This is a genomic window from Paenibacillus sp. BT-177 (genome assembly GCF_025846815.2).
Lineage (GTDB): Bacteria > Bacillota > Bacilli > Paenibacillales > Paenibacillaceae > Paenibacillus > Paenibacillus polymyxa_C.
Map to the genome: position 1 here is coordinate 315427 of NZ_JAOYTP010000005.1, position 25974 is coordinate 341400.

The following is a 25974-nucleotide window of genomic DNA, read 5'->3' on the forward strand; positions in this document are numbered from 1 at the left end:
TAGCTGTAATGAATATCGAGACCTATATTCTGGCGATCGATCAAAGCACTTCCGGAACCAAAACACTGCTGGTTAATCAGCAGGGCGAAGTGATTACCCGTTATTCTTTGGAGCACAAACAATATTACCCACAGCCGGGCTGGGTTGAACATGACCCGCTTGAGATATATCACAATGTACTTATTGCTGCGAAAGGCGTACTGGAGAAAGCCGGGCTTTCTCCTTCCTCGCTGGCCGCAGTAACCATTACGAATCAGCGAGAAACGGCTCTGATCTGGGACCGTTCTACTGGCTTGCCTATCTATAATGCCATTGTATGGCAGTGCCAGCGAACGGTAGAGGTCTGCACACGGCTGAAGAATACTGACTATGAAGATATTATACGCTCCAAGACAGGTCTAATGCTCGATCCTTATTTCTCTGCCGCCAAGTTCAATTGGATTTTGGAACATGTACCTCATGCCCCCCAATTGCTTGCTGAAGGTAAACTACTTGCAGGGACCATTGACAGCTGGCTCTTATGGAAGCTTACGGGCGGTCAAATACATGCAACCGATTACAGTAACGCCAGCCGGACTTCCCTCTTTAACATTCACACGCTGGCTTGGGATATGGATTTGTGCAGTATATTTGGTGTTCCTTCCTCCATACTCCCTGAGGTAAAAGCATCCGATGCCTTGTATGGCTATACACAGGAAGCGGAATTATGGGACGAACAAGTAGCGATATCAGGGATAATCGGAGATTCACAGGGCGCACTGTACGGACACCGTTGCTTCGAGACTGGCGACGCCAAAGCGACATATGGGACTGGAACATCTGTACTTATGAATATTGGTTCGCAACCCGTGCAGGGCGGTGAAGGCTTGGTCACAACGATTGCCTGGGGGGCTTCAGGAAAGGTTACTTATGCATTGGAAGCCGTTATACGTACAACCGGAGACAGTATAAAATGGACACGGGACAATTTAGGATTATTCTCTTCATTTGAGGAAATGCAATCCATGATCACCGAATTGCAGGACAATGAGGGCGTATATCTGGTCCCTGCTTTTGTCGGTTTGGGCGCTCCTTACTGGAATCCCTCTGCACGTGCTGCAATTGTGGGGATGACCCGCGGAAACGGCAAAGCACATATTGTGCGCGCAGCGCTGGAGAGTATCGGGTACCAAGTGAGAGATGCGGTACAATTTATACGTGAACAATCCGGTGTGCCACTAACTAGTTTACGTACGGATGGCGGAGCCTCATCTAACAGCTGGCTCATGCAGTTTCAGGCAGATATTCTGGGTAGCCACGTTACCCGCTCTACCTGTGCCGAGCTGTCTGCAATGGGTTCTGTGTATCTGGGCGGTCTCGGTGTCGGATACTGGTCAGATCCTAAAGGCATCGTCACGGGAAATGCCTCTGATCAGAATCTGTATGAGCACTACACTCCTAGTATGGATGAAATTAGCCGCCAGCGGCTTTATGCAGGTTGGCAGAATGCAGTGCAGATGGTAATACGTTCAGAACAACCGCTTACACCATCTTCTTCCGCTCATTGTTGATGAATTTTCCTCATTTATTTTTAGGCTTACTACAAGCTTCCGATTATTTTACAGGTGTTACACTTGGATAATCGGAGGTTTTTTATGTACACTGCATGTATTCCGTTTTACAGAAAGGGGGAAACCTTGAATGAATGCACGCATGGTTTCAATTCTTCAGCACTTGCTGGCTGCCGATGCTCCTGTCAAAAGTGATTATCTCGCCAAATTGATTCAGGTTACTTCACGTACCATCCGCAGCGATATCCGGGAACTGGATGAATTTCTATCCAAGCACGGGGCAGCAATTGAACCTGTTCGTTCAAGGGGATATGAACTAAAAATTACGGATAATCGTAGCTTTCGTGCGTTGCTGCAGCAGCTATTCCTGTCCGGCGAGCCCGATGATCCAGGTTCTCCCGGCTATCGGCAATTGTATTTAATCAAGCGTCTCCTGCTCGCTGATCATTATGTGAAGCTGGAAGACCTCGCAGATGAGCTATATATAAGCAAGTCTACGGTGCAGAATGATTTCAAAGAGGTTAAACAAACCCTACAAAGCTACGGAATCACCATTGATAAACGGCCCAATTACGGAATCAAACTGAAAGGTGATGAAGTTCAGCTTCGGTTCTGCTTGTCCGAGTTTATTGTAAGCCGTTCCGAAGAACAAGGTGGAACACTTCATGCAGCGCTGCGCATCGTCACCCCGCGCGAAATGACGCTGATTTGTGGAATCGTTCTGGAACAGACTCAGAAATATGAAGTGACGCTCTCCGATATCGCGTTCAGCAATTTATCTATTCATATTGCGATCGCCTGCAAGCGCATCCGTGACGGAAACCAGGTAGCTATGCTCTCGACGGAAATAGGAGATCTGCGAAGCACCGATGAATTTCGAGCTGCCGAGCATATTGTCGAGCTGATCGAAAAGGAATTGCAGTTGTCTTTTCCCGAAGATGAAATCGCCTACATTGCCATGCACCTTGCCGGAAACAAGTGGTTTGTCGGGTTTGAAGGACACCAAATAGAGGACATGGAACCCGAGAAGCTGCTGGACTGGAACATCTATGAACTGGGCAAGGAAATGCTCGCCGAGATCGACAGGGATTTGAATCTGAATCTCAGCCGTGATACAGAACTGCTCATAGGCATCTGCCTTCATCTGAAGCCGGCGCTGAACCGGGTAAAGTACGGGATGAACATCCGAAACCCCATGCTGGATCATGTCAAGAGCAACTACCCTCTGGCTTTTCAAGCGGGAGTTATTGGTGCCAAGCTGATCGAGAGCAAGCTGAATATTGCCATCCCGGAAGCGGAGATGGGCTATCTCGCCATTCATATCGGAGCAACCGTCGAACGACAGCGTATGAACACCCGACCAAAACGCTGTCTGGTCGTCTGCACTTCAGGCGTCGGAAGCGCCCGGCTGCTCAAGTACAAGCTGCAAAGCACTTTTGGCAGCTCGCTTGAAGTGGCGGGTACAACGGAATATTACAAGCTTCAGCAGGTTCCCCTCCACGACATTGATTTCGTGGTGAGCACCATTCCCATTCAGCTGCCATTATCCGTTCCAGTCGTGGTCGTGCAGACTCTTCTTGGCGGCAGTGATATGGGCAAAATTAGAAGTTTGCTGGCTGGTGAAGCCGAGTATACTTTTCACTACATCCGGGAGGAACTCGTATTTTTGAGACAAAATTTTACCACCAAGGAAGAGGTCATCTCGTTTCTGGGCCAAAACATATATGCTGAAGGGCTGATCCGCTCTGCCGAAGGCTTTATTGGACTCGTTCTGGAACGGGAACAGGCTGCACCCACGGCTTACGGAAATTTGGTAGCCATTCCCCACCCTATCATTCCGCAAAGCAATCAAACCGTATGGGCGGTCTGCACCCTTCAACAGCCTATCGAGTGGGGCGACAAACCGGTGCAGTTCATCTGTCTTCTCAGCATTGAAAGAAACGGTAAAGAGCCACCGACTAAAATGTATAACCAGCTCATGGAACTGGTCGACAATTCGGATATCGTCCAGCAGATGTTAAATTGCGAAACGTACGAGGAATTCTCCAGGATTATCGTTAAATATAAGCTGTATTGAACCAAGCTCCGCAGTGCATCCAGCTTATAGCCACAGAACAGGTGCTGCTTCGGAGCTTTTTAAAATGGACGAGTAACAGCAATGAATGATTTTCCGCTACTGGCGGAAAAGACTTGGGTTTAGATCTCGGCAGTAAACCTATACACTGAAACTGTAAGTTAAAGAGAAAAAAGCATGAGGTGAACGAGATGGAGGAGTATCAAGAAATCATTATGGGGATTATCACCAACTCAGGTGTTGCCAAGAGTAAAGCGATGGAAGCAATCGCTCTTGCTCAAAAGGGTAACACACAGTTGGCGGCAGAGCGGCTTGAAGCAAGCAAAGCCGAGTTGGTTAAAGCTCATAAATCACAAACGAGACTGATTCAACAGGAAGCTGGCGGAACCGCCCACGAAGTCACACTGCTTATGGTACATGCTCAAGATCACCTTATGTCAGCCATCACAACTAAAGATCTGGCGGGACATATGATTGAGCTTTACAACAGATTGAATCGCTATGAATATATAACAAATCACACTTCCAACGGAGGGAACAACGGATGAAACAAATTACACTCGTATGTGCTGCAGGAATGTCTACAAGTATGTTGGTACAGAAAATGAAAAAGGCCGCCCAAGCGCAAAACCTTGAGGTTGAAATCAGGGCGACTTCCGAAGGTTCGTTTAAAGAATATGCTGACAAGACGGATGTACTGCTGATTGGGCCACAGGTCGGCTACCTACAGGATGATTTCAAGGCAAAATATGAACCTAGAGGCATTAAGGTAAGTGTTATCAATATAGTAGACTATGGAATGATGAACGGCGAAAAAGTGCTAGGAGATGCGCTTAAGCTGTAAAGCTCAGAGTCAGGTGCTCATCACCAGCCCGAACAAGGAGGTTGATCAAATCGGGCAACGATATATGATGTTCTGCATGGTGTTTCACCAAATGAAAGCGTTCTCTAAGTTATTATATAGGCGGATGAAAGCCTATCGTAGGAGTTGAATAAATATGGCTAGCCAACAAAAATTCTCTTATAAGCTTCAAAAAGTGGCGGGTACAATTCAGCAAAACCGTTACATGAGCGCAATTTCCAACGGACTGATGTCTACCCTTCCTTTTCTGATTATCGGAGCATTTGCAACCCTCTTCTCTGCACTTGCTTGGGAGCCTTACCAGAATCTTATTGCGCCCGTAAAGGCCATAATCGGGTTGGCATCGACGATGACCACTGGCATCATTGCTCTGTATGCGGTATTTTTTATCGCCTACAGACTGGCGCAAGCTTTTGACAAGGACCCCCTTGTGCCGGCGGCAACCGCCCTTCTCTCTTTTCTTATCGTTACTCCGATCCAAACCTTTGATAAAGTCCGTGCCCTGCCACTTCAATGGCTCGGCGCGCAGGGATTGTTCGTTGCCATGCTCGTCGGTTTGGTTGCTGCACGGTTGTATATTTGGATTGTCGACCGCAATTGGACAATTAAAATGCCTGACGGGGTCCCGCCTACCGTTGTCAAAACCTTCTCAGGCTTGATCCCGGCCGTCTTGGTAGCCCTTGTGTTTGTTATCGTTGCTGGTTTGTTTATGCAGACTCCATTTGGTACAGTTCACGATTTTATCTACACTTATCTCCAAATACCATTGGAAGGGTTGGGCGGATCACTCGGCGCTTTGATTATCGCGCTGATCATTATGCAGGCTCTGTGGATGTTCGGAATTCACGGTGCAATTGTTATACTCGCTATCGTTAAACCCATCTGGATGAGTCTGGATCTAGCCAACCTTGACGCTTTCCAGGCAGGCGCTCCACTTCCAAACACGATCGGGCTGGCCTTCTGGTCCATCTACTGCAACTATGCACCGATGCTTGGATTCGCCCTGCTATTGGTTTTCCTGGCCAAGAGCAAACAGCTTCGCACGATCGGCAAGCTTGGTCTTCCGGGTACCTTTTTCTCCATTCACGAGCCGTTGATCTTCGGAATTCCAATGGTATTGAACCCGTTGCTAGCCATTCCATTTATCGTTGCTCCCATCATTTGTGCGGTACTCGGCTATATTGCCACCAACATCGGCTTGTTGCCTGCACCCATCGGAATTTACCCGCCTTTCGGCACCCCTATCTTTGCTCTGGGCTTCATTGAAGGCAGTTGGAAACTAGCCGCCGCACAACTGGTACTCATTCCGATCAGTATGCTGATCTACTACCCGTTCTTTAGAGCACTGGACAAGCAGGCTCTGAAAAAGGAACACGAAGCACAAGAGCAATTGGAAAAGCAAGCAAGTGAAACCACAGCAAGTCCCGTTATCCTATAATAGAAAAAAGGCAGAAGCGGCGGACGGATACACAGTCGCCGTTTCTGCCATGACAATCGTTAGGAGAGGAAGCTTTTGATTCAACTGAGTATCGCTGAGAACAAACGATATTTCATGAATGAGGGTAACCCCTTTTTTTATTTGGCGGATACGGTTTGGAGCGCATTTACCAACATCACGCTGGAGGAATGGGCCTATTATCTGGATTACCGGAAAAGTCAGAGCTTCAATGTCCTGCAAATCAATATGCTGCGCCAGTGGGATGCAAGTGGAAGCGATTTGAACTATGAGCCTTTCGCATATGCCGAGGATGGCAGCTACAATTTCTATATGCCGAACGAAGAATACTTTACCAGAGCCGAGACGATGATCGAAATGGCTGTAAACAGAGGTTTTGTTCCAGCACTGGTCCTACTATGGTGTAATTATATCCCGGATACCTGGGCAGCCAAGCTTCGTGAGGAGAAAAAAATGCCACTTGAGGCTGTGGAGCCTTATGTGCGTTATGTTACCGATCGGTTCTCCAAGTTCTACCCTATTTATATTATAAGTGGTGACACCGATTTCCCTTCCGAGCGTGCCAACCAATATTACCGACTTGCTCTTCATACCATCAAACAGCACAGCCCGCAGTGCCTGACCACCCTGCATATTCAAGGAAGATTAGCTTCACTGCCAGAGGAATTTATTAATGACCCCCATTTGGATTTTTACATGTACCAGTCAGGACATAATTCACAATTTCAACCAACAGCGTATACACTCGCACTGGATTTCTGCAATAAGTCTGTCACACGACCGGTGCTCAACTCGGAGCCCTGTTATGAACAAATGGGATACAGTCGAAAAGTCTATGGCCGCTTCAGCCGCGCCGATGTTCGTAAGGCAGCCTGGCAAAGTCTTCTGTCCGGGGCGTCTGCGGGCATAACCTATGGAGCCCACGGTATTTGGAGCTGGCATCGAAAAGGCAAAAGGTTCGGGGTAACTGGGGAGGGATTCGACAGTCCATATGATTGGCAGTCTGCACTTAAGTTTGAAGGGGCATGGGATTATGGATTGGCCAAATGGCTCTTCGGGATATATGAAATTACAGATATGCAGCCTTGGAACATAGTGCTTAAAAATACGGAAGAAATTCGTGCGGCTGTAAGCACCGATTACACCAAGGTCGCCATCTACGTTCCAATCAACACGGTGCTGAAGCTAAACGTGGATTTGAGCGAATACGACTTCACGGTCATTGACCTGGAGAATCGTCGTTTTGGCACAGCTTCAATCTCTGTGCAAGAGCAAATCACGATCATTGGGATGCATGATTTTGAAGCTGATGTCTTGCTGATTGGCATAAGAAAATAACCGTGATTACTTACCGTCTTTTTCACCATTTCACCTACTATGTACAACATACAAACAGCCCCGCAATCAAGAATTTTCTCATCGGGACTGTTTGTCTTACTTCTTGTTTTAACAAGCAAAGCACTCCATAGTGTTCAAGAAATATATCTCAATTTAATACGTTGGGAAGCTCTGTGAAGCGAAGACTTCACTGCATTTTCACTCTTGTTTAAGATTCTAGCCGTTTCCTTTATGGAGTATCCTTGGACTAATCGCAATTCAAGTACCGTTCTTTGCTCTGTATTACTAGCCAGCAAAAGAATTCGATTGACCTCTTCCTGAATTTCAAAATCGAAGGTATCCCAGTGGTAGTAGAGCATTTCCTTACGCAAAGTATATTCATCCATTTTTTTTCGTTTTCTCATTAAATCTATAGCTAAATTTTTGGCAATTCTCAAAAGATAGAATCGAATACGATCTTCGGGTAAATCAGGAGAAGCTCTTATGAACCGAATAAAGCATTCCTGCAACAAATCTTCGGCATCCTGTTTGTTATGCAACATCCTCAATAGATAACCAAACAGATCTGATTTGCAAGATACATATAGATCCTCCAGATCTTTAATATCCATATTATTGCTTATCCCTTCTGTTTTGATTGAATCGGTACGTTACTTGATAGTTTTAAATTCATATCCCTGCTTTTTTAAATATCTTATGATTTCAGGCAAGGCTTTGGCTGTTTCTTCCTTCCCGTAAGTGTCATGCATGAGTACCACTGCCTTTTCTCTATTCCCCATATTCCTCATGAATTCGCTGATTAATTGCTCAGCATTCTTAGGTGCACCTTCTGCATCTTTAGGTAACACATTCCAGTCAATCTGATGATAATCCTTATCATGTAGAGCTTTGTCCAGTACTCCCATACCATCGGGGTCGTTTTTCTGCCATGTCATATGACCGCCTGGAAATCGAATCACTCTTGTCGAAAAATTCTGCCCCAGTACTTGTTTTAAAATTTGATTTGTTTTTTCAATATCGCTCATAAAAATGCTCGAATTCACAGTCTGACTCGGATATAAATAACTGTAGTCATGGGAGTAGGTATGATTTCCGATCGCATGTCCTTCCTTAACCAATCTTTTTGTTATTTTTTTAGTCACTTCATTTTCCTCTACTGCTTTTCCTACCACAAAAAATGTTGCTTTCACATTTTCTTCTTTAAGAACATCTAATATTTTAGGCGTTACGGTAACCGATGGGCCATCATCAAAAGATAAATAGACTACTTTTTTTCCGTCAATCCCCTCAGGCCGCTGCCCTTGCATTTGCTGATTCAAGTACTTTTCAACAAATGCTGCATCTTCAACACCCGAAACATTTTGTAGAGAGGATTCGCTCCCTTTGGATTCGTTATTTAATTTGTCGGTTGATACTGATTCTATTTTTTCTGCATATTCAACCGTTTTTACTGGCTGTGGTTTACTACTGAAGATGTCAAAGAGTTTTATAATAACTAGAACAATACAAATGATAATAATAAACAGTAGTCTTCTTCTCTTCCTCTTTATCCGATGAGCCCTGGTTCTATTTTGCACATAGCTTTTGACATAGCTTTTTTCCATAGTATTTGTTCCTCCAAAAATCTAGAAGCAGTTCACGTTTTATGTTGCGACCATATGCTCATTCAATTATTCGTATCTCAAAGCATCTATTGGTTTTAATCTTGCTGCTTTATAAGCCGGGTATACCCCAAATAGAATGCCTGTGCCTGCGGAGCTAAGAAACGAGTATAGGATCGGCGAGATTGTAAATTCAATGGTCATGTGTGCTGTTGCTTCGATTATTTTGGAGGCGCCTATGCCTGTAACCACCCCGAGCATCCCCCCCAGCAGACCAAAAATGACGGCTTCGGACAGGAATTGAATCATAATATCTCTTGGCTTGGCACCGATGGCTTTTCGAATCCCAATTTCTTTCGTGCGCTCTATAACCGATACCATCATAATATTCATAATTCCGATTCCCCCTACCACGAGCGAGATCGCAGCTACACCTCCCAGCAAGCTGGTCATGATATTATCTACACCGGATGCTGCACCTGCTGCTTCGGACAGACTCATTACTTGGAATTGATCCGGTTCCGAAGGTTTTAGCTGATGCGTCACACGCAAGCTTTCCAATATGTCTGATTGAGCCTGACCCATCAAGCCTGGTGACTTGGCGGATACCTCCAGACCAGTTATGTTTTTCTCACCCAAACGGTTCATCATGGTTGTAGCAGGGATATAGATTTGATCATTCGTACTGTAGCTAAAATTCGTAACAGGTTGAGAATTCAATACTCCGATTACTTTGAAAGGGATCTGTTTGATTTGAATCGTTCGTCCCAACACTTTTTGGGTATCCCCACCAAAAAGACGCACAACCGCTTGGCTTTCCAAAATGGCAACATTCCTACGTTTATCCATCTCATCGTTGGTAAATGTTCTGCCCTCGGCAAAGGAAAACTTTTTGGCCTTATAAAATGAAGCAGATGTCCCTACAATGGTTGCATTATAGTTATATCGACCCCACGCAGCTTTTGAACTGTTTGAAATGCGGGGCATCATTGCTGCAATCGAACTCTTTTGTTCCAATGCCTCGACATCTGTCCAAGTAAAAGAGGGCAAGGTGTCCTGATTTATTTCTTCCTCGGTCATTGGCATGACGGGAGCAACCAGAAGCACGTTATTCCCTAACTTATTGATTTCCTCCTTAATACTGGCCTTTGAGCCGTTTCCGATGGCCATAATGGCAATCACCGCTGCCACCCCGATAATAATACCGAGTATCGTTAAAAATGAGCGCATCTTATTGGTAGTTAAGCTATTCATCGATACACGGATCGTTTCCATCACATTCATAGGCTTACCATCCTTGATGAAATTCGTCTATTCGCAATAGGCTCATCTCGCTCAATGTTACCATCCCGAAAGCTAATCAATCGTTTGGCATATTCAGCTATTTCCAGTTCATGAGTAACCAGAACAATGGTTTTTCCCTGTTCATTCAAACCTTGGAACAGCTCCATAATCTCGATGCTTGTCTTCGTGTCCAGTGCGCCTGTAGGCTCATCCGCCAGCAGAATGACTGGATTATTCACCAATGCCCGGGCGATGGAAACCCGCTGCTGCTGGCCGCCAGAAAGCTCATTAGGCTTGTTGTACATCCGTTCTGCAAGGCCAACGCTGCGTAGTGCCTCTACGGCTCTTTCCCGACGCTCCTTGGCAGGTACACCTGCATACATCATAGGCAGCTCTACATTTGCTAATGCTGTAGTTCGGGGAAGTAGATAGAATTTCTGAAATACAAAACCCAGCTTCTGGTTTCTAATCTCCGAAAGCTCGTTCTCTCTAGCATCCAATATGGAGTACTCATCCAGGTAGTACTCTCCGGTATCGGGATGATCCAGGCAGCCAATGACATTCATCATGGTAGACTTGCCCGAACCAGAGGGCCCCATGATAGCAACAAACTCCCCTTCGCTAATAGATAAATTAACACTGCGCAGAGCCTGAATCTTCTGACCGCCTACCTCATACATTTTTTTCAGTTCTTTAATTTCGATTACAGCTTTATGGGATTGAGTTTCACTCATTGTGCCTGCCCCCCATCAGGGTCTTGACCCTCTGGACTGCCATTCGAACCAGCACTACCACCCTGAGGTGGGATCACAATGGTCTCACCGTCCTTGACTCCAGACTTGATTTCCGCCTGATCTGCTGTATAGACACCCAGTTTCACGGGTCTAAACTCATAATCCGCCGGATTCGCCGCGTTCTTCGCCACATATACTCCATCCACACCGCCTTCAGATCTCAGTGCAAACAGCGGCACAGACAGCGCATTTTTGTGTTCAGCTAACAGTAGCGATACATCCATATTCATCCCCGGTTGCAGTCTTATGTTTTGGCTATCCAAAGACAATTCAATTTTGTATGTAGTCACATTGGCTTCCGTCACCGGCTCTGGAGAAACAAAGCGTACTTCGCCTTTAAATTGTTTGTCCGGGAATGAATTCGAGTGCATTGTCGCCTGAAGTCCGGTCTTTAATTTAGCAATATCACTTTCGTTCACCTTGGCAAGAACCTTCATAACCCCTGTGTTGGAGTTATTCATGACAATAAAAGGTGCAGTAGGACTAGTGCCCACATCGCCGTTGACCTTCAAAATGATCCCGTCCCACGGCGCCGTAACCTGTAATTTACTTAGAACACTTTTCTTCTGCTCTAATGCCGTTTCAGCCTGCAATAAAGAAGCTTGTGCAGATTGGATGTTGGAAGCTTCAGGTGGGGACTGTGCAGCCTTTAATTGTATTAATGCTGTTTTATAGCCCATTTCCGCTTCTTCGATCGCCTCAGTTTGCTTGGTCTGTGCCTTCTTGTACTGCAGCTCTGCATTGCTCATATCCAGTTTTGCCTTATCCAGATTTTGCTTGGCTGTCGCCAGGTCACTTTCTGCTGCCGCATCATTCTGAACCAGATAAGCCTGGTCATCATAATCCTTCTGGGCTTTATCCAAAGTCACCTTGGCTGCCTCCTTTTGCGCAGCAGCTTCCTCCAATTCCATCGCGTTCTTGGCTGTTTTAATCGCCATCTGTGCCTTTAAGACATTTGCTTTCTGTAGCTCGATATCATTCGTTTTGGGTCCGCGCTTGGCTTCGTCCAGTTTGGCCCTTGCAATTGCGACATTAGATTCGGCATCCTTAATTTGCAGCCTGGCATCTGAATCATCTAGTCGTGCTAGCACCTGACCTGCCTTGACGCTATCTCCTGCTTTGACATTGACAGCGACGAGCTTGGCACCCTCGACATTTGTAAAATTAATATTTACTTCCTTGGAAGCCTGAACGGTTCCAGTCACGCTAAGCGACTCGGTTATGTTAGCTTTCTGTACCTGTACGACCTGATTCGCCGGAGCCTCCACAGGCTTTTCCTGGCCCCTTTTCATGTAGAGCGTACCGCCAATTCCCGCTATAATGAGCAAGATCAGAATACCTATGCTCCTTTTCACTCTTCTTTTTTTTCTTAATACTTGTAATGAATCTTTATCTTTCTTTTCTGTTTCCGACAATGTTATATCCCCTTAAATTGTATTTTTGCTAAATCCTATACACTCCACGGCTTGTTTAAGGCATGTTGCAGCAGCGTCATTTGAACAATGAGTTCATCCATATTCCGTTCGATTTGCTTTACTTTCAACTGATTCGTGGCGACCTCCGTACCTGTTGCAAATCCACGTTCCTTTCTTTTGCGAGAAATGTCCAACACTTTATTAAGGTTCTGTAGATTACTTCGCATTTGCTCGTATTGTTCTTCATTTTGCTGTAAATTAAAGTACATACTCTTCAGTGTTTCTGCCAGTTGATCCTTGGTATTTTCCAGTCCGCCTTGTGCTGAATCTACATCTATCTGTTTAATTTCATAGTCATCCGTTCCCGAGTTCCATGTGTAATATTTAATTTCCATTTTGGCCAGCTTGACTGCCTCCTCCTGTCTCCATACCGAAGGACTCGCTGAGATGGCGCGCGACACTAGCGTATCCAGATTCGTGTTATCCATTTTCCGGTAAACGGGTCTGTCCACCAGTTCATATAAATTTCCTTGTGACTGTCCCATTTGTGTATTAAGCGAATCCTGCGCTTTTTGCAGTGCAGCTTTAGCAATGTCTACATTCTTTTGAGCCTCTATACGAGTCTGAATAATCGTACTTCGATCACCTGGAGAAATTTTTCCACGGTTGGCCTTCGCTTCAGCAGCTTTTTCCTCCAATAGCGCGAGCGAAAGTGCATCCTCACTACTCTTTACTTTGTTATCAGCCAGAAGTACGTCATAATAATTCTTCATTGCAGTGTAATCTGTCTGATCTTGGGCAAGTTCGATTTGCTTTTTGGATTCCAAATAAGAAACTGTCGATGAAGCATACCCCTTCCATGCTGAACTACTAGCCGCATCTTCTTCACCGTTGCCTTGACCTGCCGGAATGAAATCCAGATTCTTGCCTGCATTTTTCAGCATAATCCGGTTGCGATCTATCGTTTGCTGGGCTTCCTTCAAGCTAAAACTATTGGATCGTGCCCACTGCTGGGCTTGACTCAATGTTAATTTCACACTTGCTTTGGTAACCTGCTGCTGCGCCTCCTCTGCTTGAACAAAGGGCTCTGATAAAGAACTGGCCGACAAGGCGAGCAGCAATAAAATGAACATACGTTTTTTCATAGATATCCCCACTTTAAAAATATGGTATCGATTTAAATATAGTTTATAATTACGTTGTTATACGAATTATGTGTTTTCTTCTGTATCCCCCTTGAGACCTTATCTTCTCTTCAGTGCAAAATTCCAGAAAGGTGGAACTTCATCCTACCCTTCTGCAACTTTTTACACACAACTTATCCTTCCTTACAGTATCTTTAAATCTAATTGACGAAGATACAGGGAACGTACAATAAGAAAGGAAAGAAACTGGATGGACCAGAAGCACAGCATAATCTGAATCAGCGTAAGATGAACGGGTAATCCATATATTCCAGACGGTTCTGACATCACTAAACAAAGCACTATTCCTATAGATGATACGACTAATGGCAAAAGAAATAGGAATGCAATTTGTCTGGAGGCAGCTTGTCTCATTTCCCTTGAGTTTAGTCCAATTTTCGATAAAGCTCGGTATATTTCCTCATCCCGCTGAAGATCTACATACAATCTGAAATACAGCAGGCTTACCGTGCTTGCCAACATAATAATGGCGATAAATCCGCCAATAAATTCACTAATAACCAGATCCATTTCTGATGTCAAATAGTCTACGGCCCTAGAGTTAAGCACTCCTTTATTCACCTTGTTGGCCAACACAGAATACAACCATACCTCTTGTTGAGTTTCAGAAGTTTCTAAGGAAAGCTGGCCATTCTTCCATTTGGGCACAAAATAATAAGTAGATTTATATGCCAACGGATCATTGAAATATCGATGTTCAATTAAATAGTCGTAAGTTCGATCAGAAACAACAAGTAGCCTTCCTAGTTCAGAGACGATATTTCCATCAAACTTCAGGTTATGATCTATTATCTTAGTATCCATAATCTGAAGATTCATCATATGAGATTTCCCTTGCTTGTAAGTTAGCTTTTTTTCAAAAAAGGTTTTCTTTTCTTCGAAAGACATCCCGTTTGGATCGAAAAGGAAAAAACCTTGATTTTTCCGAAGCGTAGGTACCTGTTGTAGCTTCTTAAACTTGGAAGCAAGTGCTTCATAGTTGGATTGTTTCATCACTGGCGCGATCTGTTCCCGAAAGGGGAAGACTAACACTTCACCTTTCGCATAATCCACTCCAGCCGTATACAGATTTTGGTCAATCTCTTTTTCAAGCTCGTTAGAACTTACAACATCAGAAGTAAATGCAAATGAATAAGACTGCTCCCTAAGAAATCTTTTTTGCTGCTGCATGGAGTCAAAGGTTGACGCTGCTCCTACACAGGAAATGATAGAAATGAGGGTAATCAATGAAAAAAGCCCGGCATTATTTCGCATTTTATATGTGATCTCAGATAACCATAACAAACGCGATCCGCTCCAAGACCATTTCCTGTTAGCTCTAAGCAATTGAATGAATAGTACACATGATTGAGTATAAAATAAGTAAATACCCAGAGATCCCATTATAATTGTATATTTAAAGGTGTCTCCGACCGAATAGTGCAATATATAAAAAGAAAGGGTCCCTAAACGATACGGTGCCAGATAAATGTATGGTGAAAAATCAAGCTTCATTAAACATACAGCTGCTCCTATGAATACTATGGCAAGAATGGACAGACTCCAAAAAGCTTTAGGTTCTTTGTTGAGCTGAGGAGCCTTGCTAAAAAGCTGCTGTAGTTTAAAACGTCGGATAAAGAAAACAGACACAAGTGAGATCAATATAAACAAAAACATAAAGCCGATTCCTGTAAAAACTAGTGCCTTCCAGGGAAAATAAAATCTTAAATACATTCCTATGACATTGGAACCCATAAGCAGGAAAAACTTCGCTGAAACAAATCCTCCGATCATCCCGGTAACCAATGATAAAAAGCCTATAATTAGATTTTCAAAAGCTACCAAAAAACAAATTTGCCTATGACTTGCTCCTAAAATGGTGAGTATACCAAATTCTTTCTTACGTGCAGCAACAAAGATATTATTTGTGTATAATACGAAAAAAAAGGAAAATACAAAAATCAATAGATCCGCAACCTGTAATCCCTTTTTTACATTAGCTGCTGTGATTACATTCGAGACATCCGGGTGAAAAATAAATACCGCATATACGAAAAAAATCGTAATCATCAAGGAGCTGCTTAAATAATAAGGAACGTAAGCACGCGCATTGCGTTTGAGATTATTCCATGCTAACAGACGAAAGCTCATGTGCATGTCTACTTCCCCCCAAAAAGGAGAGCATATCTATGATTTCCTGAAAAAATATTTGCTGACTATGACTACGACGGATTTCATTATATAACTCACCATCTTTAATAAAAATTACCCGGTCGCAATAGCTGGCTTCCAAGGCGCCGTGTGTTACCAGCACAATTGTAGAATAGTCTACACGGTGGACAAGGCTCAGCATTTCCATTACAACACGCGAAGACTTGGAATCGAGATTTCCGGTTGGTTCATCTGCAAGCAGGAGCGAAGGAGAGTGAATCATAGCTCTGCCTATGGCTGCACGTTGTTTTTGTCCCCCTGACACCTCATAAGGCCGTTTGTCCAAAACATCTGTAATATCCAGTTTTTTCGCTACTTCTTCCAGTTTGTGCTCCATTTCCTTTAACCCTTTTTTATTCAGCATCAGAGGAAACAGTATGTTCTCTCCCAAAGTGAGGGTTTCCAACAAATTATAATCTTGAAATACAAGCCCCAGTTCTTTGCGGCGAAATAAAGCCAGCTTATCCTTCTTGAGCAGATGTGGATTTTCCCCTTTAATGCTAACCTCGCCAGAAGTCGGCATATCAATGGTCGAAATCATATTTAATAATGTTGTCTTCCCACTACCGGACGGACCCATAATGCCAACAAACTCACCTGGTTGAATCGTTAAATGGATATTGTTGAGAGCTCGGTGTGGAACCTTACCATAGTATATTTTGGTAACTTGATCCATTCGTACAATCTCCATCGTTCATTCCTTTCTTTTTCCTATGTCATGATCATAATCCATCCGGAACAGAGCGTCGATCGATTAACATTACAAAAACCTTAAATGTGTTGTAAGGTTTCTTATGGGTGTATGGGAAACAGAATCTCAACCGTCGTTCCTTCACCTACCGTCGATGTGAGTTGAATGTCATGATTCAGCCTTTTGCAGATTTCTGCCACCAAATAGAGTCCCATCCCCGTAGATTCACTATACTTCCGTCCATTTTCACCTGTGTAATAAGCCTCAAATACCCGCTCTATATCTTTTTTAGGGATACCAATCCCTTCATCCTGTACTTTCAACACAATCACATGATCTCTTACGTCAGATATCAATTTCAGGCTGTGGGCATAACCTGAAGAATACTTTATCGCATTAGTCACCAATTGATTAATGATAAATCTTAACCATTTGGCATCGGTAATCACACTCAACTGCTCGTCAACTTCATTAGAAGGATAAATTTCGTTGCGGATCAATAATCTCTTGTTATCAAAAATCACTTCACTAACCAGCTTTCGTAATACAACAGGTTCTACATGAAAGTCTGGTTCAAAGGATTCCAGTCGTGACATATACAAAATCATGTCCAGTCCTTTTCCCATTCGATCAATCTCATCGTGAATCTGATCCGACTCGGGATCTATTTTTCCTTTGAGAATTAAATGAATCACAGATAGGGGCGTTTTCATCTGGTGAACCCACTGGTTAATGAATGTGATGTGATCACGCTGCTGATGCTCCAATTGATGAATCCGAGACTGGTACAACTGGTAGAACTGCAAAAGCAAATGCTGTAAAGAAGAGGCTAACGGATTAAGTACCTTCATCTGAATAAGCTCATCTAAATCTCTAATGTTAGCAGTGGATAATATTCGATATAAACCAGAATACATGACGTACCGAAATAGCAAATAGACCAGCAAAAGGATAAACCCAAAAAAGACCGAATACAAGGCGGTCGACAAGTTACGATAACCATCCATCCAGTAAATACTCAACACAAGAAAAAGTTGGATAATATTAAAAATGATCATGGAAAAATGATCACGCCAAAACAGCTTCACTGTTCTTCCTCCTCAGTCAAGTGCAGCCGGTATCCAGCTCCTCTAACCGTTTCTATAATATCCTCCAACCCCAGTTCGCTCAGCTTTTTACGGACACGGGTAACATAAACGTTCAGCGTATTTTCTCCTACATATTGGTAATCATCCCATAACGCTTCTAAGAGATGAACTCTCCCTACAACCTGCTTGGGATATGTCATCAGTAGCTCCAGTAGTGCAGCTTCTTTATGGCTCATTTCTACTTGCTTGTCATGAAACACCAGCTCCATAGTATCAGGATATAAAGTTAAGCCTGACACTGTTATGGTGCGTGATTTTTGGGCAACTGCATATAAACCATAGGCACGTCGCAGATTGCTTTCTACCTTGGCTAACAGTACTTCGGGATGAAACGGTTTGGTAATGTAATCATCTGCTCCGTTTTGCAAAGCAATGACCTGATCCATTTTATCATCACGCGCGGACACAAACAGGATGGGACAAGTAGATTGAGTACGAATTTGCCTGCACCAATAAAATCCATCAAAACGAGGTAAATTCACATCCAGTATGACCAAATCAGGCTTTACCTTCTGGAAAACACCTAAGACTTGATCAAAATTTGAAACGACAACTCCTTGATAACCATATTTCTCAAGATAGGATTGGAGTAAGGAGCTAATTTGAGGGTCATCCTCTACGATTAATATTTTATGCATCGTGTTTTCTACCTTCTTAGTGCTTGAATTTTAAATCACATGATTTTCTATATATAATGCCTTTATTTGATCGTCCAAGCAATAACAACAACCGAATTCCTTTTATTTGTAGCTTAGGAGAGTCTCATGGTGTAAATTGAATCCCGAATGATATGCATGGTGCCAAACACCAGAGTGATTAACATGATAATTATAATGGCGATAACTATTACTGTAATCATGATCTCTTTATAGTTTTTTAACGTTTCATTACAACATAATTTCGACTTAAATACCTCTTTAATTTTATGCTTTGAATATTTCATACTTTGCTCACTTCTCTCCTCGGCTCGCTATTTTCCATACTAATTAGCTTCTATCTAAGGAACAACAGCCAAAGCTTACAAAAACATTACTTTGTTGTAAGGTATAAAGAATTCAGATCATCAGAAGCGTGTGTCTTTATAAAAAAATGAGTCGGGTTCTATGACCCGACTCATTTTCCGTATTTCTACTAATCCCCATAGGAATGTCCCGCGCTTATGCCTCTTAATTTTGACTTGATGCACCTCTCTCTTGAAGTGATCTACACTTCAAACTTATTTAGATAAAGAAACTGCACCTCTGTTTGTCGTATCCCCTTGTTGTTCCGCTAGTGATATACCTAGCTTCAACTCAGAAAGAATGCTCTCAAAATCACGGATCGTACTTTCAATGGAAATTGTGAAACTTTACATATTTATGCAGTCCAGTTCGCGAGTTGTTTGTTTAGTGTCAACAAAAGTTCTTCCTTCAATTAGTTCAGATTTAAACTCTGCGATACGTAATGGAGCAAGATTCCCCCCATACTACCTGACATCCACAAAGTTGTTCCGGAGAATATCTTCTTGTAATTGGAGCTGAGGAATGTTAAAAGCCCTCAATTTTTGTTATAAAGATACAACTTCCTTCCTATTAATGTCACTCATTTCTTAACTTTCACAAAATCAATCTCAAACCAAAAAGTTAAGCTTAAGGTATTCATTTGATACAATGCCATGCTTAAGGAATCTATAGTTGTAGTCAAAGAATAGCAAGACTTATAGTATAAACTCTTTTCAAAAAATTTCTTTACCAAGTTTAGTGTCCTTATTATCTCTTATTAAGAATTCTATATTTTTGCGGAGATATTCCCTCCCAGTTCACAAACCACCCTGTAAACGACGATGAATTCTCTAATCGCAATTCTTCACTAATATCAGACATGGACCACTCTGTTGACTTGAATACATGTTTCGCCTCTTTCAATCGAAGTTCAGATATGTGTACTGTTGGGACGACCCCATAACGTGAGACAAATCATAGTGAGCTGACAAATGAAACGAAAGCTTCAGACCGGATGAATCAGTCTGAAGCTTTCTTTGTTTCGTTTATCGCGTTTTACTTAACTATATCAAACACCATACACTCTGTATTGCTCTCCCTACCAAGGCGTTTCCGTTTTGTGTTCAATCACTTTCAATACTTTGGGTGCAAGAATCCGTTTCAATAGTTCCAGCGTACGATCGTCAACAGTAGCTCCACCATGCGGATCGGCTTGGATTTGTTTTTTAGCCTGCGTACTTGCGATAACGTCCATGACTTGTTGTTTGGAAATCTTTTTAGATGCTGCGATCTCGACGACAGATGCCCCCTTTGCCAATTCTTCTTTCAAGTCTGCTGGACTCATGTGAAGTAAAGAAAGGAGCTCTTCATCGTTTAAAAAGGCATCTGCAGTATAGTCAGGCTTGCCGTTAGTCATGAAAAAGCCTTCCACGGATGGAGCAGGGCCGCCTCCGATCAGAGAAACGCTGATCGTATTCCCTTGAACGAATGCCTGATAAAACGGCGTTGTTGATCCCTTTTCGGTGTAGTTTAATATAAATGTTTTTTGGTCCGATGTCTGCATCGGCTCCATGTTACATTCGTACTTACTGGAGCTGCCGTACAGTTTGTTAATGAGGTCATCTACTTTCGATTTGATTTCTTGATCGGTTAAGGAGATGACCGGCTTCTCCTGAGGCTCCCAATTCTCTTGGTTCACTTGTTCGATTTCACCCGTGATACCGTTCAAATCAAGTCGGACCTTTTTGCCGTGAGCTCCCTTTTCCTGCAGCACGATGCTTGTTTGAATGGCTTTCCCCTGACTTGTATTCGCGGGGTCTCCTCCAATCTGGCTGGCGTCGATAATTTCAAACGACTTGGTTTCCGGATAAGAGCGATACAACTTTTCAAGCGCTGCTTGGCCAACCGCATCCATCTTGACTTGTTTGGCTGTCATCGGTGTTCTCGTAATCATTTCAATCAGGGGAGGGGCCGCGAATGCCGCGGTTGGAATCATAATTACTGCAGCGATGATGCCGCCGATCAATCGTTTTTTCATCGTTTTTTTGCTCCTTTGCCGTTGTACGTATTGAGAATAGGATTGTTCGACTCGTTTGGAAACAGCCGGGGGGCATTCCATGGTCTCTGCTTCTTGGTGCAGGTACTCGCTGATTTGGCTTTCAATAGGCATTGTTCTTTTCCATCCTTTCCAAGGAGAGATTTCCCAAGTGTTTTCGAAGCGACTGCAGGCCGGCATGATATCTGGACTTAACTGTACCCAGCGGAATATCGAGTAATGTCGCAATCTCCTCCAGCCTATAGTCGTGGTAAAAGCGGAGTATGATCACCGTTCGCTGTTTATCGGTCAGCTTGTGCATGGCCTTCGATATTTCAGGGTCTGTCCCATCCGTCCTCACCGTGGTCTGATCCCAATGACGCTCTTCCCGAGAAAAGACACGGATGCGTTCGAAAATTCGGAATCTCCTCCAGCTTTTCACCCGGAATCTTTGCACTTGTCGGATGACCAAGCCGTGCAGCCAGAAGTGGAAAGGACGATTCGGATCGTAGTTGGGAAGCGAGGTCCACATTTGCATGTAGATCTCATTCATAATATCTTCGCGATCCTGCGGATGATCCACCAGAAAAGAGACGGTCCGATAGACATCCTTATAGGTGGCATCATACAACGTGTGAAACGCCTGCTGATCTCCTTCAATCATTTTTGTGAGCACGTGGTACATAGATTCACTTTGCATTCAGAGGGCCCTCCTAAGTAAGCAGCTTACACCCTATATTGTCGCTCGATGGAAAAAAGGTTCGGTTTTTATGTTCTCGGTTGGGAGTCTATGGATTGCGGGAAGGCGAGCAGTGGCATGAAAGTGTGGAAGACATCTTGTTCTTTCCGTCAGATTGAACGGTGAGCTCAAAGAATTGGGCCTGCTGTCGGACGATTATAACAAGGTCTGGAGATGTAAAAATGGCCTTCATGCAGCAGGTTATATTTCTACTAAAATCAGAGACAATAATTTGTTAGGTCAAATTGAATATGGCTACCAATACCCCCAATTTGCAAGAGACGAAGCCAACAAAACGCAACACTGGCTGCTATGCAGCTTAAGTTTCCAACTATGATTACAATTGTGAAGGCCCCTGTTGCTTAACGACGTAGCAGATCCCAAAACGTGAGACACATCAAAACATCTTCAAGAGAATCAAGCCATGTCGTAAGATATGGAGATAACCTTGTAGGTGTTTTTACGTCTGAGATTAATCTGGACTCAAGCTCATCAACTTGTACGCTGAAAAAAACTATGCTTCTATTAATGCTCCTTGTGATACCCCAATGATCTGTGAGAATTCAGTTTGATTATGTTGTTCCTCATTAGTCCTCCTTCTGTCTAAAAATTAAAAAACAGCCCCAAAAATAATTTTATTTATCGGGACTGTCAAGTTAGCTAAGCTATTAAGTTATTCTTATGAAGAGGTTTATCTTACAACATCATATATAAAATACCCTGTCCATTTTCACTATAAAAACATGAAAACTCGAATCAGTGAATAATAAACACTCAGGTATTAGCTTCGCTGTCTCATCGCCTCGAATAATAACACCGTAGAGGCCATGGCTGCATTCAGTGATTCCGCTTGTCCCTGCATTGGAATGAATACTGATTCATCCACCATACTTGCAGTAGCAGCAGAAATACCCTGGCCCTCGTTGCCAATCACGAGCCAAGTGGATACACGCAAATCTATGGTATAGCATGATAAGCTTGCATCGAGCGAGGTGCTGAGCAAGCGGACACCTTTGCTTTTGGCCTGCGGCAAAAGCTCTTCCAGACTGCCTTCGATCACCGGCAGATGAAACAATGATCCCATCGTGGATCGGATCGTTTTGGGATTATATAGGTCGGCGCAACCATGACCCAATATAACGCCTACGGCTCCAGCAGCGTCCGCACTGCGAATGATAGTGCCTACATTGCCGGGGTCCTGCACACCGTCCAGCACCATCACCAGCGCATCTGGTTGCTCCAGCAATGCTGCGAATGCGCTACGCTCCTCCTTACGCACGATGGCAAAGACAGACTGCGGCGTCTTGGTATCGGTGCATTTGGCAATGACCGCCGCCGACACGGGAATCCATTCCACCGGCTGATCGGCTGAATCCAGACCATTCAGCTCGGCAGGAATCCCCTTGTCCAAATCATAGGCGACGCTTTCAACAGCCGCGTTCGAACGCAGCGCTTCCTGCACTAGATGAATACCCTCGACAATATATTTATGCTGCCGTGTGCGATGCTTTTTTTCGAGGAGTTGCGACCATTCTTTTACACGTGCATTATTCGGTGAAATGATTTCCATTGGTTTAACCTTCCGTTTCTAGGTCTGTTTCTTTAAAAATAAATGGTGCATCACTTGTACTTGAACATCAAACCTCTCTAAGCTGCAAAAGCCAGCTCCAGCTTGGTTAGATCGTCCTTGTGACCCACAATGACCAGCACATCACCCGCTTCCAGACGATCCTCGGCATACGGTGAAATGTTCATCTCCTGGTTTCTGCGGATCGCCATTACATTGCAGCCGAAGCGTGCCCGTATGTCTAGCTCCTTCAAATTTTTGCCGATCATGGAATCAGCGGCTCGCATCTCCAAAATACTGTAGTCCTTGGACAGCTCAATATAATCCAAAATATTAGGAGACGTTAAATGGTGGGCTACCCGCAGTCCCATATCCCGTTCAGGATAAACCACTTTATCCGCACCTATTTTTTGCAGCACTTTTCCGTGCAGTTCATTTTGTGCTTTGACCACAAGAGCAGGCACACCCATGTCCTTGAGAATCAATGTCGTTAGAATGCTGGCTTGTATATCTTCACCAATTGCGACTACAATTACGTCAAAATTGCGGATACCCAGTGCTCGCAGTGCTTCCTCATCGGTCGAATCGGCAGACACTGCATGCGTCACAATATTCGACATTTCCTGTGTACGCTGCTCGTCCGAATCGATAGCAAGTACATCAAACCCCATCTCACTCAGCGCGCTGGCAACACTGGAACCAAAGCGCCCCATGCCAATGACCGCATACTGTTTTTTTGCCATTCCTTCTTTACCTCCCGCTCACCATACTGTCCGTCATAGTATAGCATATCATGCTACAAACATAAATTTTGACATCCTTATTCCAAATGCTTCTCCATGTATACTGGGCCACAGCCCAAGCCATAATACATTCGATCACTATTACAACATACGGGAGGTACACATGCCCATTACAATGGATTTACGACAAGCGATTGTTCACAAAGTTCACGGCAAATCAGAGGCTGATCTTACGGATATGATTATTGGGTCAGTGGATGGACCGGAAGCCGCTTTGCCTGGATTAGGTGTCATTCTTGAAATCGCATGGAAGCATATGAGTCCAAACCAGCAGCAGGATTTCGTCCATTTGGCACATGAACAAATCGATAAAATCAAACCCGTGCCCTTAACCTAACCCTAGCTATTCAACTTCTTGTTATGCTTTAATTGTGCTCATTATTTTTACCCGTATTCGAAAATGAGAATAGTCCACTCGCATTCATGTCGAGTGGACTATTCGTGGTATATATCAAATGACTGAGATCAGATTGCTCTGCATATAAAATTTTATGGAGCCATTTCCAAAAACTTAGCGGTCGGATTTTTTTCTATAGCCGTACGCATGGCATACTCATTTTCGAACAAGGCTACATAATTGCCTTTTTTATCTTTTACCAGCGTAGAGTTGATACGGAACTTGCTCGGATCAATCTGCTCATCCACAATCCAACGTGCAAATTGGAACGGCATACGTTGAAGCTGTACATCTACCCCATATTCACCCTTCATGCGGTATTCAAATACTTCAAATTGCAGTTGGCCGACTACACCTAGTAGCGTATCATCAAAGCTTACCGTACGGAACACCTGAATCATACCTTCTTCGGTCAACTGGTCGATACCTTTCAGATACTGCTTGTGCTTCAAAGCATTTTTTACAGTAACCTTGGCAAAAATCTCAGGTGAGAAGGTCGGCAGTTCATCAAATACAACCTCGCTGCCTTGACTGAGTGAATCGCCAATGCGGAAAATACCCGGATCAAACAAACCAATAATATCTCCAGGAAATGCCTCTTCGACAATATCACGGTCCTGTGCCAAGAACTGCTGTGGTTGGGACAGCTTAATTTCCTTGCCCATCCGAACATGCTTAACACTCATCCCGCGTTGGAACTTACCAGACACGATACGCAAAAATGCAATCCGGTCACGGTGGGCCGGATTCATATTGGCCTGAATTTTAAATACATAGCCGGTAAACTTCTCGTTCGTTGGCTCAATTTCCCCCACTGTACTGTGGCGCGGTTCCGGCTTAGGAGCAAGCTGAAGGAAGTTTTCCAAAAATGTTTGCACACCAAAATTATTAATCGCACTTCCAAAGAATATAGGCGTTAATTCTCCACGCTGTACTTTTTCCATATCAAAAGGGTCACCTGCGACATCAAGCAACTCTAAATCTTGGCATAATTGGTCGTGCAAATATTCGCCCGCCATCTCGCGAATAATCGGATCATTGTAACCTTCCACTTTTTGTACTTTGATCGTGGAATGGTCATCTCCCTGAAACAACTCAACCTGATTTTTGACACGGTCATAAACACCGCACAGATCACGCCCTGTACCAATCGGCCAGTTCATAGGCACTGAACGGATACCAAGCACCTGTTCCAGCTCCTCCATCAGATCAAAGGGACTGCGTCCTTCACGGTCCAGTTTATTAATGAAGGTGAAAATCGGTATTCCGCGCTTCGCACAAACCTGAAACAGCTTGATCGTTTGCGCTTCCACACCTTTCGCTACGTCAATCAGCATGACCGCACTATCTGCGGCTGTTAATGTGCGATACGTGTCTTCACTGAAGTCCTGGTGACCCGGGGTATCCAGAATATTAACGCGATGCCCATTATAATCAAATTGCATCACTGAGGATGTTACCGAAATCCCCCGCTGTTTTTCAATCTCCATCCAGTCACTCGTCGCATGCTTGCTGGCTTTACGAGCTTTGACTGTACCTGCAAGACGAATAGCGCCCCCGAACAGCAGCAACTTTTCCGTCAGTGTCGTTTTACCCGCATCCGGGTGAGAAATAATCGCAAACGTACGCCGTTTGTCGACTTCCTGTTGAAGTATATCTGTTGTTTTACTCATTTCACATATCCCTTCATGATCAAATCCCTTGCATTTCTGCTCAAGCTATTCATAAAAAGGCCATGATGCACGCCTATTTTCATAAGTTCATCGGCTCATTGGCGTTAGCTCCAGTATTCGGCATACTCCGTCACCATATTCATGATAAATACGATCTATTTACATGTTTTAG

General features: G+C 43.8%; 21 protein-coding genes and 2 pseudogenes. 7 read left to right on the plus strand and 16 right to left on the minus strand.

Translation table 11 applies throughout. The features are described from left to right. The first annotated feature begins 8 nt into the window (after nt 1–8). The 6 genes from glpK (at nt 9) to OIU26_RS17760 (ending at nt 7280) form a co-directional block, all read left to right on the plus strand. Nucleotides 9–1550 carry a glycerol kinase GlpK gene (glpK, locus tag OIU26_RS17735; protein ID WP_264217553.1) on the plus strand — a complete coding sequence of 514 codons (1542 nt, stop codon included), beginning with the start codon at nt 9–11 and terminating at the stop codon, nt 1548–1550. 130 nt (nt 1551–1680) lie between these two features. Next, nucleotides 1681–3627 carry a BglG family transcription antiterminator gene (locus OIU26_RS17740; protein WP_264217554.1) on the plus strand — a complete coding sequence of 649 codons (1947 nt, stop codon included), beginning with the start codon at nt 1681–1683 and terminating at the stop codon, nt 3625–3627. A gap of 188 nt (nt 3628–3815) precedes the next feature. After that, nucleotides 3816–4172, plus strand: a complete 357-nt coding sequence (locus OIU26_RS17745; protein ID WP_264217555.1) for a PTS lactose/cellobiose transporter subunit IIA — start codon at nt 3816–3818, stop codon at nt 4170–4172. Next, nucleotides 4169–4468: a PTS sugar transporter subunit IIB gene (locus OIU26_RS17750; protein ID WP_264217556.1), complete on the plus strand. Its 300-nt coding sequence runs from the start codon at nt 4169–4171 to the stop codon at nt 4466–4468. The genes OIU26_RS17745 and OIU26_RS17750 overlap by 4 nt, the downstream gene beginning before the upstream one ends. A gap of 154 nt (nt 4469–4622) precedes the next feature. Next, nucleotides 4623–5924, plus strand: a complete 1302-nt coding sequence (locus OIU26_RS17755; protein ID WP_264217557.1) for a PTS transporter subunit EIIC — start codon at nt 4623–4625, stop codon at nt 5922–5924. 75 nt (nt 5925–5999) lie between these two features. Then, nucleotides 6000–7280, plus strand: a complete 1281-nt coding sequence (locus OIU26_RS17760; RefSeq protein ID WP_264217558.1) for an apiosidase-like domain-containing protein — start codon at nt 6000–6002, stop codon at nt 7278–7280. Nucleotides 7281–7414: 134 nt separating this feature from the next. Here the strand turns inward: OIU26_RS17760 and OIU26_RS17765 are convergent, their stop codons facing one another. The 15 genes and pseudogenes from OIU26_RS17765 to OIU26_RS17835 all read right to left on the minus strand — a co-directional run. After that, nucleotides 7415–7891: an RNA polymerase sigma factor gene (locus tag OIU26_RS17765; protein ID WP_064963494.1), complete on the minus strand. Its 477-nt coding sequence runs from the start codon at nt 7889–7891 to the stop codon at nt 7415–7417. Between the two features lie 39 nt (nt 7892–7930). Next, a complete protein-coding gene (locus OIU26_RS17770) occupies nt 7931–8884 on the minus strand; it encodes a polysaccharide deacetylase family protein (protein ID WP_264217559.1) in 954 nt (317 codons plus the stop codon). A gap of 66 nt (nt 8885–8950) precedes the next feature. Beyond that, nucleotides 8951–10165 carry an ABC transporter permease gene (locus tag OIU26_RS17775; protein WP_264217560.1) on the minus strand — a complete coding sequence of 405 codons (1215 nt, stop codon included), beginning with the start codon at nt 10163–10165 and terminating at the stop codon, nt 8951–8953. Continuing rightward, nucleotides 10162–10899 (minus strand): ABC transporter ATP-binding protein, encoded by a 738-nt coding sequence (locus tag OIU26_RS17780; protein ID WP_264217561.1) that lies wholly within the window; start codon nt 10897–10899, stop codon nt 10162–10164. Before OIU26_RS17780 ends, OIU26_RS17775 begins: the two co-directional genes overlap by 4 nt. Then, nucleotides 10896–12374, minus strand: coding sequence for an efflux RND transporter periplasmic adaptor subunit (locus tag OIU26_RS17785; RefSeq protein ID WP_264217562.1), 1479 nt, complete (start codon nt 12372–12374; stop codon nt 10896–10898). The genes OIU26_RS17780 and OIU26_RS17785 overlap by 4 nt, the downstream gene beginning before the upstream one ends. Before the next feature lie 35 nt (nt 12375–12409). Beyond that, nucleotides 12410–13519, minus strand: coding sequence for a TolC family protein (locus OIU26_RS17790; protein WP_264217563.1), 1110 nt, complete (start codon nt 13517–13519; stop codon nt 12410–12412). A gap of 183 nt (nt 13520–13702) precedes the next feature. Beyond that, nucleotides 13703–15715, minus strand: a complete 2013-nt coding sequence (locus OIU26_RS17795) for an ABC transporter permease (RefSeq protein WP_436449162.1) — start codon at nt 15713–15715, stop codon at nt 13703–13705. Beyond that, on the minus strand, nt 15681–16460 hold the full coding sequence (locus tag OIU26_RS17800) for an ABC transporter ATP-binding protein (RefSeq protein ID WP_013372981.1): 780 nt from the start codon (nt 16458–16460) through the stop codon (nt 15681–15683). The genes OIU26_RS17795 and OIU26_RS17800 overlap by 35 nt, the downstream gene beginning before the upstream one ends. Before the next feature lie 101 nt (nt 16461–16561). Then, a complete protein-coding gene (locus OIU26_RS17805) occupies nt 16562–17548 on the minus strand; it encodes a sensor histidine kinase (protein ID WP_264217565.1) in 987 nt (328 codons plus the stop codon). Then, complete coding sequence (locus OIU26_RS17810) at nt 17545–18246, minus strand: response regulator transcription factor (RefSeq protein WP_013372983.1); 702 nt, start codon at nt 18244–18246, stop codon at nt 17545–17547. The genes OIU26_RS17805 and OIU26_RS17810 overlap by 4 nt, the downstream gene beginning before the upstream one ends. A 1110-nt stretch (nt 18247–19356) precedes the next feature. Then, nucleotides 19357–19551 (minus strand): annotated as a pseudogene (locus OIU26_RS17815) (helix-turn-helix domain-containing protein); the annotation flags it as partial. A 136-nt stretch (nt 19552–19687) separates the two neighbouring features. Next, the gene (locus OIU26_RS17820) at nt 19688–20758 is read right to left on the minus strand and encodes a hypothetical protein (RefSeq protein ID WP_264217567.1); all 1071 of its coding nucleotides are present in this window, start codon (nt 20756–20758) and stop codon (nt 19688–19690) included. Next, a complete protein-coding gene (locus OIU26_RS17825; RefSeq protein WP_013372986.1) occupies nt 20748–21323 on the minus strand; it encodes a sigma-70 family RNA polymerase sigma factor in 576 nt (191 codons plus the stop codon). The genes OIU26_RS17820 and OIU26_RS17825 overlap by 11 nt, the downstream gene beginning before the upstream one ends. 820 nt (nt 21324–22143) lie before the next feature. Beyond that, entirely contained in the window at nt 22144–22932 is a 789-nt protein-coding gene (locus OIU26_RS17830) for a TrmH family RNA methyltransferase (RefSeq protein ID WP_264217568.1), read from the minus strand. A gap of 77 nt (nt 22933–23009) precedes the next feature. After that, nucleotides 23010–23678, minus strand: a pseudogene (locus OIU26_RS17835) (potassium channel family protein); the annotation flags it as partial. Nucleotides 23679–23835: 157 nt separating this feature from the next. On the opposite strand from OIU26_RS17835, the gene OIU26_RS17840 reads away from it, so the two are divergent. Further along, nucleotides 23836–24069, plus strand: a complete 234-nt coding sequence (locus tag OIU26_RS17840; RefSeq protein ID WP_013372990.1) for a small acid-soluble spore protein SspI — start codon at nt 23836–23838, stop codon at nt 24067–24069. A 152-nt stretch (nt 24070–24221) separates the two neighbouring features. Here OIU26_RS17840 and OIU26_RS17845 read toward each other — a convergent pair whose 3' ends face one another. Beyond that, nucleotides 24222–25802: a peptide chain release factor 3 gene (locus tag OIU26_RS17845; RefSeq protein WP_058830355.1), complete on the minus strand. Its 1581-nt coding sequence runs from the start codon at nt 25800–25802 to the stop codon at nt 24222–24224. Between the last annotated feature and the right edge of the window lie 172 nt (nt 25803–25974).